We start from the raw sequence: 16516 nt of genomic DNA on the forward strand, positions 1-16516 counted from the left end.
CGAGGTAGTTACCAAGGTTAACCAGTGTGAAGCCGAACGTATTTCGCCCTGACGGCGTCGACGCCTGCTGCCGATGTCGTCGACGGTCAGAACGGCACGCACCCCACAAGGATAATCGTCCTAGGGAATGCCCTTGAACGGTTGACGGGACCCTGCCCACAACGCCGAACATCGGCAGCAAAGGCCGTACGCTGATTCTGTGACCCCATCCGATCGCCCACCGTTTGGGAACGCCGCACTGCCCGAACTGCACGACACCATCGTCGTGGCGGCATTCGAGGGCTGGAACGACGCCGGCGACGCGGCCAGTGACGCCCTCGAGCACCTCGAGGCCATCTGGGAAGCCGACCCGATCCTGGAGATCGACGACGAGGCGTACTACGACTACCAGGTGAATCGGCCCGTCATTCGGCAGGTCGACGGGGTCACCCGCGAGCTGGTCTGGCCGGCCATGCGGATTTCGCACTGCCGGCCGCCGGGCAGCGACCGCGACGTCGTGTTGATGCACGGCGTGGAACCCAACATGCGCTGGCGCACCTTCTGCGCCGAACTGGTGGCCATCGCCGACAAGCTCAACGTGGACACCGTCGTCATCCTCGGCGCCCTGCTGGCCGACACGCCGCACACCCGGCCGGTTCCGGTTTCGGGCGCCGCCTACTCCCCCGAATCGGCCAGACGCTTCGGGCTCGAGGAGAGCCGCTACGAGGGGCCCACGGGCATCGCCGGGGTGTTCCAGGACGCCTGCGTCGCCGCCGGGATCCCCGCCGTGACGTTCTGGGCCGCGGTGCCGCACTACGTGTCTCAGCCACCCAACCCGAAGGCGACGGTGGCGTTGCTCCGCCGCGTCGAGGACGTGCTCGACATCGAGGTGCCGCTGGCCGACCTGCCGACCGACGCCGAGGAGTGGGAGCAGGCCATCACCGAGATGGCCGCCGAGGACGAGGACCTGGCCGAGTACGTGCAATCGCTGGAACAGCGCGGCGACGCCGAGGTCGACATGAACGAGGCCCTGGGCAAGATCGACGGCGACGCGCTGGCCGCGGAGTTCGAGCGTTACCTGCGCCGACGGCGCCCGGGCTTCGGCCGCTAGCCCGCTAGCGGCGATCGCAAGCGCGGCGTAGCCGGGCGCGGCGGGTCGCCGCCATCGAACCTAGCGGCGATCGCAAGCGCGGCGTATCCGGGCGCGGCGGGTCGCCGCCATCGAACCTAGGCCTTCTTGCCCAAGCCCTGGTTGTAGGCGCTGGTGGAGCGCCCGAGCGCGACGACCTGGGCGTCCAGTTGGGGCAACAGCTCCGCGGTGGGCTTGTGCAGGGGCAGCTCGCCGGCCGGGGTGGACAGCACCGGCTTGATCCAGCGGAACAGGGCCACCCAGCGGGGGCAGTAGATCCGGTTCCGGCGGGCCTCGATGCCCTTGACGAACGCGTCCGCGCATTTGTCGACGGTGGTGGTCTTGTTCAACGGCCACGGGAAACTGCTGAGCAGCTTGCCGAAGGCGGGCAGGTCGGCCTCGGTGTCGCGGACCAGGGCGGTGTCGATCCACGACATGTGCGACGAACCGACGCTGACGCCGCGGTGGGCGACCTCGAGCCGCAGCGCGTTGGCGAAGATCTCGACGGCGGCCTTGGACGCGTTGTAGGGGGCCAGGCCCGGACACGCGGCGTAGGCGGCCAGCGACGAGACGACGAGCACGTAGCCGCGGCGCTCGATCACCGCGGGCAGCGTGGCGCGCACGGTGTTGAACACGCCGAGCACGTTGATGTCCATGACCCGCTTGAACGCCTCGGGATCGACCTGCAGCACCGATCCATAGCTGGCGATGCCGGCGTTGGCCACCACGACGTCGATGCCGCCGAAGCGCTCGACCGCCTGGGCGCCGACGGCCTGCATGGCCGGCAGGTCGCGCACGTCGGCGACGGCCGTCAGCACCCGGTCGGCGCCGATCTCGGCGGCCAGGGCGGTCAGCTCGGCGTCGTTGAGGTCGGTGAGCACGAGTTTGGCGCCCTTGCTGCCCAGCCGACGGGCGACCTCGGCCCCGATTCCCCGGGCCCCGCCCGTGATCAAAACAACCTTGTCCTGCAGCGACGTCATGGCCGACAACGTACCGCGTTCACAATTGCACGCCGAGCAGCGCGTCGATCGCGGTTGCCACCAACCTTGGAGCCTCGGCGTCGTGGCCGCCGTACTCGAGCGCGTCTGTTGTCCAACCATCAAGCGCGGCAAGCGCTTTCGGCGTGTTCAAGTCGTCGGCCAGGTATTGGCGCACCCGCGCGATCACGTCGGCGGCATCCGGGCCGGCCGCCAGGGCGGTCGCGGTGCGCCAGCGCCCCAGCCGGGCGGTGGCCTCGTCGAGCACCTGCCGGCTCCAGAACCGGTCCGCGCGGTAGTGCCCGGACAGCAGGCCCAGCCGGATGGCCGCCGGTTCGATGCCCTGGGCCCGCAGCGTCGACACCAGCACCAGGTTGCCCCGGCTCTTGGACATCTTGTGCCCGTCCCAGCCGATCATGCCCGCGTGCACGTAATGGCGGGCGAATCGCCGCTCGCCCCTTACACATTCGGCGTGCGCGGCAGTGAATTCGTGATGCGGAAAGATCAGGTCGCTGCCGCCGCCCTGGATGTCCAGGCCGCTACCGATGCGGCTGAGCGCGATCGCCGCGCACTCGACATGCCAGCCGGGTCGCCCGGCCCCGAACGGCGACGGCCAACTCGGCTCCCCCGGCCGGGCCGCGCGCCAAAGCAGCGCGTCCAGCTCGTCGGTCTTGCCCGGCCGGTCGGGGTCGCCGCCCCGCTCACCGAACAGCCGGAGCATGGTTTCGCGGTCGTAGCCGGACTCGTAGCCGAACTGCGGCGTCGCGTCCGCGCGGTAGTAGACGTCCGGGTACTCGCCGTCGACGACGTACGCCGCGCCCGACGCCAGCATCTTCTCGACGAGCTCGACCACTTCGGGGATCGCCTGCGTGGCCGCGACGTAGTCGCGCGGCGGCAGGACGCGCAGCGCCGCCATGTCCTCGCGAAAGCGCGCGACCTCACGATCGCCCAGCTCGCGCCAGTCCACACCGTCGCGCTGGGCGCGTTCGAACAGCGGATCGTCGACGTCGGTGACGTTCTGCACGTAGTGCACGGCGCGGCCCAGGTCCAGCCACTGCCGGTAGACCAGGTCGAAGGTCAGGTAGGTGGCCGCGTGACCCAGATGGGTTGAGTCGTACGGGGTGATGCCGCAGACGTACATCGTCGCCGTCGACCCGGGCGCAACGGGCCGCACCTGCCGGTCTGACGTGTCGAACAGCCGGAGTTCCGGGCCACGTCCCGGCAACACCGGAACCGGTGGAAACTCCCACGACTGCATGCCAACGACTCTAAACGCGGGAAGTCAGCGCCACGCGTCGCGGATGGCGTCGAGCAGGATCGGCGCCACCTCGGCGCGACACATCACGAAGTCGGGCAGGTACGGATCGAGCTGGTTGTAGCGCATCGGCGAACCGTCCAGCCGCGACGCGTGCATGCCTGCGGCCATCACCACTCCGGCGGGCGCCGCGTTGTCCCATTCCCACTGGCCTCCCGCGTGCAGGTAGGCGTCGACGTCGCCGTCGATGATGGCCATCGCCTTGGCTCCCGCCGAACCGATCGCCACCGGCTGGATGGCCAACGACTGGCGCATCCGGTGCAACACGAACGGCGGCCGGTTGGCGCTGACCGCGATGCGAAACGTATGGGGTATGCCGACGCGCGCGGCGTCGGCGGTGACGGTGTCGGTGCGGTACACCGTGTTTCCGCGCGCCGGCAGCGACACCGCGGCGTCGGTGATCTCCCGCTCGCCGTTGGTGGGGCGCTGCCACAGCGCGACGTGGACCGCCCAGTCGTCGCGGCCGGGAGTGGAGAACTCGCGGGTGCCGTCCAGCGGGTCGATGATCCACACCCGGTCGTGCTTCAGCCGGACCAGATCGTCGTAGGCCTCCTCGCTGAGCACCGCGTCGTCGGGCCGCTCGGCGCGCAGCCGCCGCAGGATCAGCTCGTTAGCCAGGCTGTCACCTGCGTCGCCCAGCGCCCACGGATGTCCGAAGCCGATCTCGTCGCGCACTTTCAGCAGCAATTCGCCCGCGTCCGCGGCGAGTTCGGCGGCCAGGGCGGCGTCGGTCAACTCGTCCGGGCCCTGGCTCACCGGTTCAGTATCTCCGACGGCCGTGCGCGGCCCGGTGGGTGGCTCGGTGGCCGGTTCAGAACGCCGGCCACGGAATGGGGCGGTGCCGGTTGGGGCCCGGCATCACCGGATCGTCGAGCAGCGCGTGGGCGCGCCTGCGCAACGCCGCGATCTCGGCCCGCGTGATGTGCTCGGCCAGTTCGTCGCACAGCGAGTCGCCCAGCGCCTCGGTGAGCCGGGCGACCGCGTCCAGCATCTTCTGGTCGACCGGCTTGTGGGCCCAGCCCCACAGGACCGTGCGCAGCTTGTTCTCGACATGCAGGGACACCCCGTGGTCGACGCCGTAGACGTGGCCCTCGATGTCGCGCAGGACGTGGCCGCCCTTGCGGTCGGCGTTGTTGATCAGCACGTCGAAGACCGCCATGCGCCGCAACCGGATGTCGTCGGCGTGCATCAAGACGACCTCGTCGCCCGCGTAGTCGTAGGCCCGCAGCACCGGCAGATAACCGGGTTCCGGCTTGTTGGCGGGAAACAGGTCGACCAGGTCCGGGCCGGGCCTTGGCTCGGAGTCGGCCGCGTCGCCGGGCTGCTCGACCCACAGCTGCAACATGCCCGGTCCGGCCGGCCCGTGACGAATTACCGTGTACGGCACGATGTTCCACCCCAGCTGCGTCGACACCAGGTACGCGGCGAGTTCGCGGCCAGCCAGCGTACCGTCGGGAAAATCCCAGAGCGGGGCCTCGCCGGAGATCGGTTTGTAGACGCAATGGACCGTCGATTCGCCCAGCGTGGACTCGCACAGGAAGGTGGCGTTGCTGGCGGAGCGGATGCGTCCGAGGACCGTCAGCTCGCCGTCGCGCAACACCTCACGGTCGTCAGGCCTCAAGTTCATCGTCAGGCCCGAGCAGCGCGCTGCGCCTATAGCCGTTGGCGCGCGCGCAGATATGGCCTTCGGGATCCAACGGTTCGTCGCACAGCGGGCATGGCGGCCGCCCCGCTGAGATCACGCGATTGGAGCGGGTGGCGAACTGCCGCGCCGACTCCGGCGTCAAGAACACCCGCACCGCGTCGGGCCCCTCCTCGGTGTCGTCGAGCACCACCGACGCGTCGAACTCGGCGTCGGTGACGGCCAGCAACTCGACGACCACGGTCTGGGCTTCGGAATCCCAGCCCAGGCCCATGGTCCCCACCCGGAATTCGGCATCCACGGGTGTGATCAACGGGTTCAAGTCCTCCACTTCGGCGGGCTCCGGAGGGACCGGTGTGCCGAACCGGCGATTCACCTCGAGCAGCAGCGCGCCGATGCGCTCGGCCAGCACCGCAACCTGCTGCTTCTCCAACACCACCGACACCACTCGGGAATCGTGCACAGCCTGGATGTAGAACGTTCGGTTTCCGGGCTGACCAACGGTCCCGGCCACGAAGCGGTCGGGTGTGCGGAAGACGTGGATTGCGCGGGCCATGGCACCTCCAAAATACCGGCTGTTGCCTTCGCCGTGCGATTCGATTGCCCCGCACCGCTTGTTTTAAGCGGAATTAATCAGTTGAGCCGCCGACCACCGCGTCGCTGGACGGCACGACCGCGGCCGGCTGTTCCGTTGCGCCCGCCGGGGACTCGCCGTCGGTCTCGGCGGTGCCCTTGTCCTGCGCTTCGTCCTTGGGCGGTGGTCCGGCCCGCAGCGCCGCCGCCAATTTCGCACCGGTGTGGTTGACGTGCAACACAAACGGGCGCAATTCGGTGTAGCGGATCACATTCACCGACGCCGGGTCGGCGGTGACCCGCTGGAACGCGTCCAGGTGCATGCCGTAGGCGTCGGCGACGACCGCCTTGATGACATCACCGTGAGTGCAGGCCACCCATAGGACGTCGCCGCCCTTCTCCCCCCCGTATTCCAGGGCGAGCCGCCGATCGTGTTCGCGGACGGCGGACACGGCGCGCGCCTGCACCTGCGCCAACCCCTCCCCGCCGGGGAACACCGCCGCACTCGGGTGGGCCTGCACGACCCGCCACAGCGGTTCGCCGGCCAGCTCGGCGATCTTGCGGCCGGTCCAGTCCCCGTAGTCCACCTCCGCCAGCCGGTCGTCGATCAACGGCTCCAGGCACAGCGCCTCGGCGAGCGGCTCGAGCGTGCGTCGGCAACGCAGCAACGGCGAACTGATCAGCGCCCGGATCGGCAGGTCACCGATCCGGTCGATCAGCCCGGCGGCCTGGTCGCGGCCCTTGTCGTCGAGGTCGACGCCCTCGGAACGGCCGGCCAGGATCCCGGCGGTGTTCGAGCTGGATCGACCGTGCCGCAGCAGGATGACCGTCATGCAGCGGTGTCCGACATCCGACAGGCTGGGGCAACCACGACCACGACCGTACCCGGTGCGAAGACGCTATCGGCTAGTGCGATACCGGCACCGCATGCGCCACCGAGTCGCGCACGGCGGCGACCAGGCTGCGTTCGTCGGTGAGGTCGATGTCGACCAGGCTGCGGACCGCCGTGGCGACCACCTCTTCGGCCTGCGGAACTGGCCCGGCGAGGCGCGGTCGGTAAATTTCGACGACGAGCGAGCGGTGCTCGATGTGGAACGAAAAACTGCGCCCATCACCGACTTGTCCATACCCGCTGGCGAAGATTCCTGTCGACATATCTTCGACAGCAAACTCTTTCTCCGCGATCTGCCGGTCAACGATGACGGCCATGAGGCGACGATACCTCGCCACCGGGACTTGATGTGCGCGACATGGCCATATTGGATGCGAAGGCGTTCCTTAGACTCGGAAGTCCACCGCCATTACGCAAGGGAAAATAATTGCTGTCACGGCATACGCGTCATCGACTGGCTGCTCAGCGCCGTTTACCCGCCGTCGCTCTTTTGCTGGCGGCGATCGCAGGTTGTTCGTCCAATACATTCAAATCCGCGCCGCCCACCATCGAAGCGGCCGCGCCCGCCGTGTCCCCGCCGGCGGCCCAGCCCCCCGCCGGCGAGGTGCGCCCGCTCGCCGCGGCCGCGACCGCGGCCACCTTCGACGGTGGGACTCACCAGCTCGCGGTGCTGGCGCCCGGGGCCCCGCCTGCCGGCCCTGCGAGCGTCACCGTCTTCGGCGACCCGAAGGCCGCGCCGCGCGTCATCGCCCTGCCGGGACCCGCGACCGCGATGGCCGCCGACGGCCACGGAACGCTGTTCCTGGCCGCCCGGGGCGGCTATTTCGTGGTCGACCTGGCCACCGCCCGCGCGTCGCAGGTGAACGTCGCCGACGCCCAACCGGCCGATTTCACCGCGGTCGCCCTGCGCGCCGACGGCAAGCTGGTGCTGGGCAGCGCCGACGGGGCCGTCTACACGCTCGCTTCTCCAACACCGGCTGCGCCGACGCCCGGCACCGCTGGCACCGCGACCGTCGGCAGCAGGAACAAGATCTTTGCGCGGGTCGATTCGCTTGCCACGCAAGGGAATACAACTGCGGTGTTGGACCGGGGACAGACCTCGGTGACCACGATCGGCGCCGACGGCCAGGCCCGGCAGGCGCTGCGGGCCGGCGAAGGCGCGACCACCATGGTTGCTGACCCGCTGGGCCGGGTCCTGGTCGCCGACACTCGCGGCGGGCAGCTGCTGGTGTACGGCGTGGACCCGCTGATCCTGCGACAGGCGTATCCGGTGCCCCAGGCGCCCTACGGCCTGGCCGGCTCCCGCGCGTTGAGCTGGGTAACCCAGACCGCTTCCAATATCGTGGTTGGTTACGATCTGTCCACCGGAATTCCCGTCGAAAAGGTGCGTTACCCAACCGTGCAGCAACCGAACTCACTGGCCTTCGACGAAGCGTCAGACACCTTGTACGTGGTGTCGGGGTCCGGCGCGGGGGTGCAGGTGATCGAGCACGCGGCGGGTACGCGTTGACCGCGTCGCGCAGCAGTCGGCTGCCCGCGGGCTGGGACACCGAGCTGTCCGACGAATACGAGTGGGTGCCCCTGCGCCTGCCGCCGGAGGTCACCCGGCTCAGCGCGTCCACCCGGCTGTCCATCGAGGCCGAATATCGGGGATGGGAGCTGACCCGGGTACGGCTCTACACCGACGGCAGCAGGCGAGTGCTGTTGCGCCGCAAGAAATCTCGTCTGGAAAACCGGCGTCCCGACCAGCCGGAACTGTGACGTTGGCTGCACCCGGCGACGGCGTCGTGTACGGCCTGATGCGGCGGTTGTTCTTCCTCGTGCCGCCCGAGCGCATCCACACGCTGGTTTTCGCGCTGCTGCGCGGCGCCACCGCCCTCGCCCCGGCGCGGCGGCTGTTGCAGCGGCTGCTCGGCCCGAGGGATCCGGCGCTGGCGAGCACGGTGTTCGGGGTGCGCTTCCCGGCGCCGCTCGGGCTGGCCGCCGGCTTCGACAAGGACGGCAAGGGATTGCAGACCTGGGGCGCGCTCGGATTCGGCTACGCCGAGGTCGGGACCGTCACCGCGAGCCCGCAGCCCGGCAACCCGGCCCCCCGCATGTTCCGGCTGCCCGCCGACCGCGCGCTGCTGAACCGGATGGGCTTCAACAACCTGGGCGCCGGCGCGCTGGCCGTCCAACTCGCGCGGCACCAACCAGACGTTCCCATCGGGGTCAACATCGGCAAGACGAAAACCACGCCGGCCGCCGGCGCCGTCGACGACTACCGTGCCAGCGCCCGCCTGGTCGGGCCGCTGGCGTCGTATCTGGTGGTGAACGTCAGCTCGCCGAACACGCCCGGCCTGCGCGACCTGCAGGCCGTCGAGTCGCTGCGGCCCATCCTGTCGGCCGTGCTCGCCGAGACGTCCAGGCCGGTGCTGGTGAAGATCGCGCCGGACCTTTCCGACGCCGACCTCGACGATGTCGCCGACCTGGCCGTGGAATTGGGCCTCGCGGGCATCGTCGCCACCAACACCACCGTGTCGCGCGACGGCCTGCAGACGCCGGGGGCCGACGCGCTGGGGCCCGGCGGCATTTCCGGGCCGCCGGTGGCGCGCCGGGCGGTCGAGGTGCTGCGCCGGCTCCATGCCCGCGTGGGCGACCGCCTGGTGCTGATCAGCGTCGGGGGCATCGAGACGGCCGACGACGCGTGGGAGCGGATCACCGCGGGCGCGTCGCTGCTGCAGGGCTACACCGGCTTCGTCTACGGCGGAGGCTTGTGGCCCAAGCGCATTCACGACGGTATCGCGCACCGGCTGCGCGACGGCGGGTTCGCCTCGCTCGGCGATGCCGTCGGGTCGGCGGCCCCTAAGGCCGGCGGTGCGGCGAGTTAAGCCGCCCCTTCTTCGTCGTCGTCTTCGGCCAGGATCTTTTCCGGGTGGTGGAAGTTGTTGACGCGCGGTTGCCCACGATCGAGGTGTGGCGGCGGGATCCATTCGGTGTCGCCGTTGGCGCGTCTTCGGGTGGTCCAGCCCTTCTCGAGAAGCCGGTGGTGGGGGCCGCAGGCGAGGGTGAGTTGGTCGATGTCGGTGCGGTAAGTACTGGCCCAGTCTTCGACGTGGTGGACTTCACAGTAGTAGCCCGGCACATCACAACCGGGATGCGAACAGCCACGGTCCTTGGCGTACAAGACAATTCGCTGGCCCGGTGAAGCCAGGCGCTTGCCGTGATGCAGCGCCACCGCTTCGCCCTTGTCGAAGACGGCCAAATAGTGATGAGCGTGGCGGGCCAGGCGGATCACGTCGGACATCGGCAAGATGGTGCCCCCGCCGGTCAAGCCCTTACCTGCGGCGGCTTCCAGCTCGGTCAGCGTGGTCGTCACGACGATGGATGCCGGCAGGCCGTTGTGCCGGCCCAATTTGCCGCTTGCCAGCGTTGCTCTCAGCGCGGCGTTGAGGCCGTCGTGCTGGCGCTGCGCGGCCGTGCGGGTGTCCCGTTGCACCGCCTCCTCCGTCGGGGCGCCATCGATGACCGGCACCTCGTCGTCCGGATTGCACGTCCCGGGGGCGGCCAGCTTGGCGAGCACCGCCTCCCAGCTGGCGCGGGCCTCGGGCGTCAGCCACCCGCTCAGCCTCGACATGCCATCGGCCTGCTGGGCGCCCAGGGTCAGCCCGCGGGCCCGCGCCCGGTCGGCATCGGTGTAGTTGCCGTCTGGGTTGAGGCAGTCCAACAGATGGCGGGCGAGCTTGGCGAGTTGATCGGGGCGATAGTGAGTTGCCTCGGAAGCCAGGTGCTTCTCGGCATGCTCGCGCGTATCGATGTCGACCGATTCCGGCAGCTGGCGGAAAAGCTGCCGGATCACCACCACGTGGTCGGCACCGATGGCACCGTCGCGCTGGGCCGCCGCGGTGGCGGGCAACACCGGCGCCAGCGGCTCACCGGTCAGCGCGCGGCGCGGGCCCAGCTCGGCGGCCTCAGCGATGCGCCGGCTGGCCTCACCCCGGTTGATGTGCAGCCGATCGGCCAGCGCCCAGCTCAGCTTGCCGCCCAACTCGGCCGAATCCCCTTGCTCACCAAGCTGATTGATGAGCTGGTGACTTGGCGCCTGAAGCCGACGCGTCTCGCACTCGAATATCTCGAGCAACCACAACCGCTCCGGGTTGGTCAGCGCTTCGTACGAGCGCCCTTGGAATCGGGAGACAACGGCGCGCAGCGCGTCGACGTCGCCCTGGATCTCCTCGCGGTCCGTCAACGCCATGTGGGCCGCCCCCTCGGCGGCCCGAAGGGGCTGGACAACTCGTAGATGAGCGCATCCAGCCGTCCGAGCAGAAATCCATATCTGTCGAGTGCGGCGACAAGCTCGACCGCCGTCAGTGAATCCAACGACGCAAAGAACACGTCCTGCGCGCGCTCGAACCGTTCGAGCACGGCATCGATGCGGATGAGCAGATCAGTCGAACACATGTTCGAATCATATCCCCGCCCACCGACAAGAAACCCAAACGCAAACCCCCCGGGACGGGAGTGACGTAAGTGATTTCGGGCCCTTCGGGCCGGCGGGCCTTCGGGCCGGCGGGCCGGCGGGCTGGCCCGAAGCCCCGCGCCTACTTCTGTTCGTAGACGCCGTGAATGACGGCGCGCGCGATCGCGTGCTGGAACAGGTTGAAGCCGAGGTAGGCGGGACTGGCGTCCTCGCCGAGGTCCAGCTTGTCGACGTCCACGGCGTGCACCGCGATGTAGTAGCGGTGCGGCCCGTGCCCCGGCGGCGGCGCGGCGCCGATGTAGCGGCGCATACCGGCGTCGTTGACCAGCGTGAGCGCGCCCCCGGGCAGGTCGCTGCCGTCGCCGGCACCCGCGGGCAGTTCGGTGACGTCGGCGGGCAGGTTGGCCACCGCCCAGTGCCAGAAGCCCGAGGCCGTCGGCGCGTCCGGGTCATAGACGGTGACCGCGAAGCTGCGGGTCTCCCCCGGGAATCCCGACCAGCTCAACTGCGGGCTGACATCTTCCCCGCCCGCGCCCATGATCCCGCTGACTTGGGGCTTGGCCAGCGGCTGGCCGTCGGTGACCGATTCCGATGTCAGCGTGAACGTCGGCAGCTGCGGCAGCGCGGCATACGGGTCGGGCGCGGTGCTCATGGCGAATCCTTTCGTTGACTATTCAGCAGTGTGTCAGGAAGTGTTCCAGCACATCGGTGCCGAACCTCAGCGCATCCACGGGTACCCGCTCGTCGACTCCGTGGAACAGCGCGGTGAAGTCGAGGTCCGGCGGCAACCGCAGCGGGCTGAAACCAAAACAACGAATACCCAAGCGCGCGAAAGACTTTGCGTCGGTACCACCGGAAAGCATGTAGGGCACCGTGCGCCCATCGGGGTCAAGGGCCAGCACGGCGGCGTTCATGGCGTCGACCAGGTCGCCGTCGAAGCTGGTCTCGTACGACTCGAAGTCCTTGATCCATTCGCGCGTGACGTCGGGGCCCAGCAGTTCGTCGACTTCGGCCTCGAACGCCGCCTTGCGGCCAGGAAGGATTCGGCAGTCGACCACCGCTTCGGCCACCGCCGGGACGACGTTGGCCTTGTACCCGGCCTTGAGCATCGTCGGGTTCGCGGTGTCCTGCAGCACCGCCTTGAGCATGCGGGCCATGGGGCCGAGCTTTTCGATCGCTCCGGCCAGGTCGCCCGACGAAACGTCGAACGTCAGCCCGGTCTCCTCCTCGACGGCGGCCAGGAACTGCGCGACGGTGTCGGTGAGCACGAGCGGAAACTGGTGCCGGCCCAGCCGGGCGACCGCCGCGGCGACGGCGGTGACGGCGTTCTGGTCGTGCACCATGGATCCGTGCCCGGCCGGGCCGCGGGCGGTCAGCCGCATCCATGACAGGCCCTTCTCGGCCGTCTCGATGAGATAGAGCCGACGTTCGCCCCCGTCGCGGCGCGGCACGGTCAGCGAGAACCCGCCCACTTCGCCGATCGCCTCGGTCACACCCGCGAACAAGTCGGGCTGATTGTCGACCAGCCAGCGGGCCCCGTAGCTGCCCCCGTGTTCCTCGTCGGCAAGGAATGCGAACACCAGATCGCGTGGCGGCACGATGCCGGCCTGCTTCAACCGCCGGGCCACCACGATCATCATGCCGACCATGTCCTTCATGTCGACCGCGCCGCGGCCCCAGACGAAGCCGTCCTTGACCGCGCCGGAGAACGGGTGCACGCTCCACTCGGCCGGCTCGGCGGGCACCACGTCGAGATGCCCATGGATCAGCAGGGCGCCGCGCGAGCTGTCCGCACCCGCGAGGCGGGCGATCACATTGCCGCGGCCCGGGGCGCCCGATTCCACGTACTGCGGCAAGTAGCCGACCTGAGCGAGCTGCTCGGCGACCCACTGCGCGCACTCGGCCTCGCCCCTCGTCGTCTCCGGTTCGCCGGTGTTGGTGGTGTCGAACCGGATCAACCTGCTGACGACCTCGACCACGTCGTCACTCGGGTTGGTCGGGAACTCGGTGTGCGCGGTCACAACCACCTTTCCTACCACTGCCGGGGCCGCTCGGCTCGACGCTGAGCGCCCCGGCTGGGTTGGGTGCGCGCGCGACAATCCGATAGCCTTAGCTGCCAACTCTCGTTGGCCTTGTCCGAGTGGCGGAATGGCAGACGCGCTAGCTTGAGGTGCTAGTGCCCTACTAATGGGCGTGGGGGTTCAAGTCCCCCCTCGGACACGCGACTGAGGCGAGGAAATGAACGCTCGCGTTTATTTCCGAGCCGATGGAGTGTGTTGAGCGGCCAAGCCGCGATCACACGCGTGGCGCAGGTCTTCAGGTCCGGGCCTGCCGCAGTCCCGCACTCGGGGTCGAGAAATGGCTCCTGCACTGCATCTTCGACGCACGGCCCGCACGAGCGAATCTCTCCCGCAATTCCGCACACGTACAGTCGGACGTAACGCTAGCCAACTCCGACTCCCCGCGTTGACAGGTCAACCGCATGCATGATGGTGCCCACGTAGGCGTCGAGATCGACCTCGACGGCTTGTGGGCCGCCGTGCCCTGTCCCACCCTGGTCATCGACCGCGCGGGAATCGTGCAGGCCTTGAGCGGGTCCGCCGAGTCCTTGTTGCCAGGCGCGGCCCAGGGCGGTCGAATCGACGAGACGGTCGAATGGCTTTCGCACGCGCACCATCGCCTCGTGCAGCTGCATCCCGACTCGGTCGGCCCGGACGCCTCGCTGGTATCGGGAAACGTGGGCAGCCGCAAGTTCGATGCGCACGCGGCGGTGCTGCCCAGCGGCGAGGTGGCATGGTCGCTGGTCGAGGACACCGGTCAGCTGTTGCGCGAGGCCCAAGAAGCGCTGGCACGGGAACAGGAGCGCACCGCGATCCTGCTCGAGGCGTCGTCGGTGCTGACGGCCTCGCTCAACGTCGACCGCTGCAGGGAAGCGACCGTGCAGATGGCCGCCCAACACCTGGCGGACGCGGCGGTACTGGTGGCCCCCGCGGGCCGCGGCCGTCGGCTTCCGGTCTTCTACAGCGCCGCGGCCGGGGCGGTGGAGCAGTGCAGTGTGGACGCCGACCCCGCGATGGTGGCGGGGTTGAGCGAGGCGCTGCATGGGTTCCCGCCGGTCTCCTCGAGCTGGATCGACCCCGTTTCGGTTCCGGATTGGCTCCTCCCGCAAGACTTCTCAGGTGCGGCCGGGTCCGTGATGATCCTGACGCTCCCGGGCCACGGCGTGTCGGCCGGCGCGTTGGTGTTGCTGCGGCGCACCGGTCGGCCGGTGTACACCGCCGACGAGGAGACCTTCGCCGGCTTGTTCGCCGCCCGGGCGGGGGCTGCGCTGTCCGCCGCGCGGCTCTACGCCGAGCAGGCCGCCATCACCCGCACGCTGATGCGTGACCTGCTACCCCCGCCGCTGCACGGGCTGCACGGCATCGAATTCGCCGGCGGCTACCGGGCGTCCAAGGATTACGAGGTCGTCGGCGGCGACTTCTACGACTTCCATCCCGCGCAACGTCCCGAGGACGAGACGCTGGTGGTGCTCGGCGACGTGTGCGGGAAGGGCCTGGAGGCCGCCGTGATGACCGGCAAGATCCGCAACACGCTGCAGGCGCTGACACCGCTGGCGCAGGACCACGAGGGCGTGCTCACGCTGCTCAACCGTGCCATGTTGTCGTCGGACCACACGCGGTTCGCGACGTTGGTGCTGGCGTCGGTCGCCTACCGGGACGGTCAGGTGGTGCTGCGCCTGACCTGCGCCGGGCATCCCCCTCCCTTGATCGTGCGCGACAACGGGCAAGTGGAAGAGGCCAACACCAAGGGCACACTGGTCGGCGCCCTGGAGCGCATCACTGTGCAATCTTTCGAGACCTCGCTGGCGCCGGGCGAGACGTGCGTGCTGTACACCGACGGCATCACCGAAGCGCGCGGCGGCCCGCTCGGCGACGACTTCTTCGGCGAACAGCGCCTGGCGGCCGCGCTGACCGGTTGCGCCGGGATGCCGGCCGAGGCGGTCGTCGAACGCGTCCTGATGCTGGCCTCGGACTGGGTGGGGCAACGCGTGCACGACGACATCGCCGTCGTCGCCATCACCGCCCCGCAGCGGACCCACCTCAGCGCCGTCGACGGGCACACCCGGGGCAGGTACGTGGCATGACGTTCTACAACACCGACATGACGTCCGCCACCGGTGCCGCGGACGGTCTCGTTGTCCGCGAACGGCTCTGGGGGGCCCTGACCGACCGTGACGAGTACGCCGCGGCCGCCACCGTGTTCGCCGCGATGGAAGCGGGCATGACGCCCGAGGACGTGCTGCTGGAGGTGATCGCCCCCGTCCAGCACAAAGTGGGCGCGGAATGGGCCGCGAACAGGATCAGCGTCGCGCAGGAACACGCCGCCTCGGCGATCAACGATCGCGTCATCGCCGCGCTGGCCCATCACGCCGCCGGCAAGGTCTCCAGCCACGGCGGCCGGGTCACGCTGGCGTGCGTCGACGGCGAGTGGCACGCTTTGCCCGCCCGGCTGCTGGCTGAGGTCCTGCGGCTGCGTGGCTGGCAGGTCGACTTCCTCGGCGCGCAGGTGCCCACCCCGCACCTGGTCGCCCACCTGCACCAGCACGGCCCGGACGTCGTCGCGCTCTCCTGCTCGATCCCCACCCGGTTACCCAACGCGCACGCCGCGATCGTCGCGTGCCAATCCGCCGGCTTCCCCGTCCTGGCCGGCGGCGCCGCGTTCGGCCGTGACGGCCGCTTCGCCCGCCAGCTCGGGGCGGACGCGTGGGCGCCGGACGCGCGCACCGCCGACGAGCGGCTGAGCCGCGGGTTAAGCCCCGTTCGGCGGGCGTCCAACCGCCAGCCCGTCGATGACCTGCCGCATCTGGCCGACCAGGAATACACCATGGTGAGCCGGAGTGCGGCGCGGCTGGTCAAGTCCACCGTCGCCGACCTGGAGGACCGCTTTCCCGCCATGCGCGCCTACTCCCCGCTGCAGCATCAGCGCACCGTCGAGGACATCGCCCACATCGTCGACTTCCTCACCGTGAGTCTCTACACCGACGACGACGCTCTGTTCACCGACTTCATCAGCTGGACCGCCGAAATCCTCACCGCGCGCGGCGTTCCGGCGGCTTCGCTGCACCCGGCGCTGGATTCGCTGACAGTGCAGCTCAACGAGTTTCCCCGCGGCCAGCGCCTACTGACCGCAGCAAACGATGCCCTCACCGCCATCGCAGGCCCAGGAGCGTCCGAATGAACCTGTCTCTGAACACCACCACCTCCGGGCGGTCGGCCTGCGTGCGGGTCTCCGGTGATCTGGTCTACGAGACCGTGGACGCGATGGTCGAGGTGCAGGAGCACACCGGCCTGAGCGCTTCGGCGGTGGACCAGCAGCAGGCCGGACAGGCCTGCGGAATCGCAGAAGACGAGTTCGGCCAGGTCGAGATGCAGGTCAGCGAGGTTGGGCTGGCGGATGAGGAGCTGGACGGCGGCCTCGACCATCGCGTCCACGGTCTCGTAGACCAGATCACCGGAGACCCGCACGCAGGCCGACCGCCCGGAGGCCGCG

General features: G+C 69.5%; 17 protein-coding genes, 1 tRNA gene and 1 pseudogene. 8 read left to right on the top strand and 11 right to left on the bottom strand.

Going from position 1 to position 16516, the window contains the following annotated elements; translation table 11 throughout:
• Window positions 1-199 precede the first annotated feature (199 nt).
• Window positions 200-1090, top strand: coding sequence for a PAC2 family protein (locus A9X03_RS11700; RefSeq protein WP_067758655.1), 891 nt, complete (start codon window positions 200-202; stop codon window positions 1088-1090).
• 116 nt (window positions 1091-1206) lie between these two features.
• Here A9X03_RS11700 and A9X03_RS11705 read toward each other — a convergent pair whose 3' ends face one another.
• The 7 genes from A9X03_RS11705 to A9X03_RS11735 all read right to left on the bottom strand — a co-directional run bounded on the left by A9X03_RS11705 (window position 1207) and on the right by A9X03_RS11735 (window position 6824).
• The gene (locus A9X03_RS11705) at window positions 1207-2088 is read right to left on the bottom strand and encodes an SDR family oxidoreductase (RefSeq protein WP_068261146.1); all 882 of its coding nucleotides are present in this window, start codon (window positions 2086-2088) and stop codon (window positions 1207-1209) included.
• A gap of 19 nt (window positions 2089-2107) precedes the next feature.
• The gene (gene mshC, locus A9X03_RS11710; protein ID WP_067783679.1) at window positions 2108-3343 is read right to left on the bottom strand and encodes a cysteine--1-D-myo-inosityl 2-amino-2-deoxy-alpha-D-glucopyranoside ligase; all 1236 of its coding nucleotides are present in this window, start codon (window positions 3341-3343) and stop codon (window positions 2108-2110) included.
• A gap of 24 nt (window positions 3344-3367) precedes the next feature.
• The gene (locus A9X03_RS11715; RefSeq protein ID WP_067783676.1) at window positions 3368-4156 is read right to left on the bottom strand and encodes a 3'(2'),5'-bisphosphate nucleotidase CysQ; all 789 of its coding nucleotides are present in this window, start codon (window positions 4154-4156) and stop codon (window positions 3368-3370) included.
• A 55-nt stretch (window positions 4157-4211) separates the two neighbouring features.
• Window positions 4212-5027 (bottom strand): SCO1664 family protein, encoded by an 816-nt coding sequence (locus A9X03_RS11720; protein WP_082974476.1) that lies wholly within the window; start codon window positions 5025-5027, stop codon window positions 4212-4214.
• On the bottom strand, window positions 5011-5598 hold the full coding sequence (locus tag A9X03_RS11725) for a DUF3090 domain-containing protein (protein WP_046186213.1): 588 nt from the start codon (window positions 5596-5598) through the stop codon (window positions 5011-5013). The genes A9X03_RS11720 and A9X03_RS11725 overlap by 17 nt, the downstream gene beginning before the upstream one ends.
• 73 nt (window positions 5599-5671) lie before the next feature.
• Window positions 5672-6448: a histidine phosphatase family protein gene (locus A9X03_RS11730; protein ID WP_068261131.1), complete on the bottom strand. Its 777-nt coding sequence runs from the start codon at window positions 6446-6448 to the stop codon at window positions 5672-5674.
• 73 nt (window positions 6449-6521) lie between these two features.
• Window positions 6522-6824, bottom strand: coding sequence for a hypothetical protein (locus tag A9X03_RS11735; RefSeq protein ID WP_067758640.1), 303 nt, complete (start codon window positions 6822-6824; stop codon window positions 6522-6524).
• A gap of 110 nt (window positions 6825-6934) precedes the next feature.
• On the opposite strand from A9X03_RS11735, the gene A9X03_RS11740 reads away from it, so the two are divergent.
• The 3 genes from A9X03_RS11740 to A9X03_RS11750 are packed head-to-tail and all read left to right on the top strand — an operon-like array spanning window position 6935 to window position 9377.
• Window positions 6935-8017 carry a YncE family protein gene (locus A9X03_RS11740; RefSeq protein WP_068261134.1) on the top strand — a complete coding sequence of 361 codons (1083 nt, stop codon included), beginning with the start codon at window positions 6935-6937 and terminating at the stop codon, window positions 8015-8017.
• Entirely contained in the window at window positions 8014-8268 is a 255-nt protein-coding gene (locus A9X03_RS11745; RefSeq protein ID WP_067758633.1) for a DUF5703 family protein, read from the top strand. The genes A9X03_RS11740 and A9X03_RS11745 overlap by 4 nt, the downstream gene beginning before the upstream one ends.
• 26 nt (window positions 8269-8294) lie before the next feature.
• Complete coding sequence (locus A9X03_RS11750; protein ID WP_197499144.1) at window positions 8295-9377, top strand: quinone-dependent dihydroorotate dehydrogenase; 1083 nt, start codon at window positions 8295-8297, stop codon at window positions 9375-9377.
• Here A9X03_RS11750 and A9X03_RS11755 read toward each other — a convergent pair.
• The 4 genes from A9X03_RS11755 to A9X03_RS11770 all read right to left on the bottom strand — a co-directional run bounded on the left by A9X03_RS11755 (window position 9374) and on the right by A9X03_RS11770 (window position 12987).
• On the bottom strand, window positions 9374-10741 hold the full coding sequence (locus tag A9X03_RS11755) for an HNH endonuclease signature motif containing protein (RefSeq protein WP_068261138.1): 1368 nt from the start codon (window positions 10739-10741) through the stop codon (window positions 9374-9376). The genes A9X03_RS11750 and A9X03_RS11755 overlap by 4 nt on opposite strands.
• The gene (locus tag A9X03_RS11760; RefSeq protein ID WP_067783665.1) at window positions 10732-10947 is read right to left on the bottom strand and encodes a hypothetical protein; all 216 of its coding nucleotides are present in this window, start codon (window positions 10945-10947) and stop codon (window positions 10732-10734) included. The genes A9X03_RS11755 and A9X03_RS11760 overlap by 10 nt, the downstream gene beginning before the upstream one ends.
• Window positions 10948-11087: 140 nt before the next feature.
• On the bottom strand, window positions 11088-11618 hold the full coding sequence (locus A9X03_RS11765; protein WP_068261141.1) for a YbhB/YbcL family Raf kinase inhibitor-like protein: 531 nt from the start codon (window positions 11616-11618) through the stop codon (window positions 11088-11090).
• A 22-nt stretch (window positions 11619-11640) separates the two neighbouring features.
• Window positions 11641-12987 carry a M20/M25/M40 family metallo-hydrolase gene (locus A9X03_RS11770; protein WP_197505029.1) on the bottom strand — a complete coding sequence of 449 codons (1347 nt, stop codon included), beginning with the start codon at window positions 12985-12987 and terminating at the stop codon, window positions 11641-11643.
• 113 nt (window positions 12988-13100) lie between these two features.
• On the opposite strand from A9X03_RS11770, the gene A9X03_RS11775 reads away from it, so the two are divergent.
• The 4 genes and pseudogenes from A9X03_RS11775 to A9X03_RS29200 all read left to right on the top strand — a co-directional run.
• A tRNA-Leu gene (locus A9X03_RS11775) sits at window positions 13101-13186 on the top strand.
• A 262-nt stretch (window positions 13187-13448) separates the two neighbouring features.
• Entirely contained in the window at window positions 13449-15110 is a 1662-nt protein-coding gene (locus A9X03_RS11780) for a PP2C family protein-serine/threonine phosphatase (protein ID WP_067758618.1), read from the top strand.
• Window positions 15107-16204, top strand: a complete 1098-nt coding sequence (locus tag A9X03_RS11785; RefSeq protein WP_068261143.1) for a B12-binding domain-containing protein — start codon at window positions 15107-15109, stop codon at window positions 16202-16204. The genes A9X03_RS11780 and A9X03_RS11785 overlap by 4 nt, the downstream gene beginning before the upstream one ends.
• Window positions 16201-16516 (top strand): annotated as a pseudogene (locus A9X03_RS29200) (hypothetical protein); the annotation flags it as partial. The gene A9X03_RS11785 and the pseudogene A9X03_RS29200, both read left to right, overlap by 4 nt.

It is taken from the genome of Mycobacterium sp. E1715 (genome assembly GCF_001667625.1).
Classification (GTDB): domain Bacteria; phylum Actinomycetota; class Actinomycetes; order Mycobacteriales; family Mycobacteriaceae; genus Mycobacterium.

Excerpts from the sequence above, each read along its gene's own strand:
- A9X03_RS11760 (WP_067783665.1), bottom strand. The coding sequence starts at position 10,947 with ATGTGTTCGACTGATCTGCTCATCCGCATCGATGCCGTGCTCGAACGG.
- mshC (WP_067783679.1), bottom strand. The coding sequence starts at position 3,343 with ATGCAGTCGTGGGAGTTTCCACCGGTTCCGGTGTTGCCGGGACGTGGC.
- A9X03_RS11730 (WP_068261131.1), bottom strand. The coding sequence starts at position 6,448 with ATGACGGTCATCCTGCTGCGGCACGGTCGATCCAGCTCGAACACCGCC.
- A9X03_RS11705 (WP_068261146.1), bottom strand. The coding sequence starts at position 2,088 with ATGACGTCGCTGCAGGACAAGGTTGTTTTGATCACGGGCGGGGCCCGG.
- A9X03_RS11735 (WP_067758640.1), bottom strand. The coding sequence starts at position 6,824 with ATGGCCGTCATCGTTGACCGGCAGATCGCGGAGAAAGAGTTTGCTGTC.
- A9X03_RS11780 (WP_067758618.1), top strand. The coding sequence starts at position 13,449 with ATGCATGATGGTGCCCACGTAGGCGTCGAGATCGACCTCGACGGCTTG.
- A9X03_RS11785 (WP_068261143.1), top strand. The coding sequence starts at position 15,107 with ATGACGTTCTACAACACCGACATGACGTCCGCCACCGGTGCCGCGGAC.
- A9X03_RS11755 (WP_068261138.1), bottom strand. The coding sequence starts at position 10,741 with ATGGCGTTGACGGACCGCGAGGAGATCCAGGGCGACGTCGACGCGCTG.
- A9X03_RS11765 (WP_068261141.1), bottom strand. The coding sequence starts at position 11,618 with ATGAGCACCGCGCCCGACCCGTATGCCGCGCTGCCGCAGCTGCCGACG.
- A9X03_RS11720 (WP_082974476.1), bottom strand. The coding sequence starts at position 5,027 with ATGAACTTGAGGCCTGACGACCGTGAGGTGTTGCGCGACGGCGAGCTG.
- A9X03_RS11725 (WP_046186213.1), bottom strand. The coding sequence starts at position 5,598 with ATGGCCCGCGCAATCCACGTCTTCCGCACACCCGACCGCTTCGTGGCC.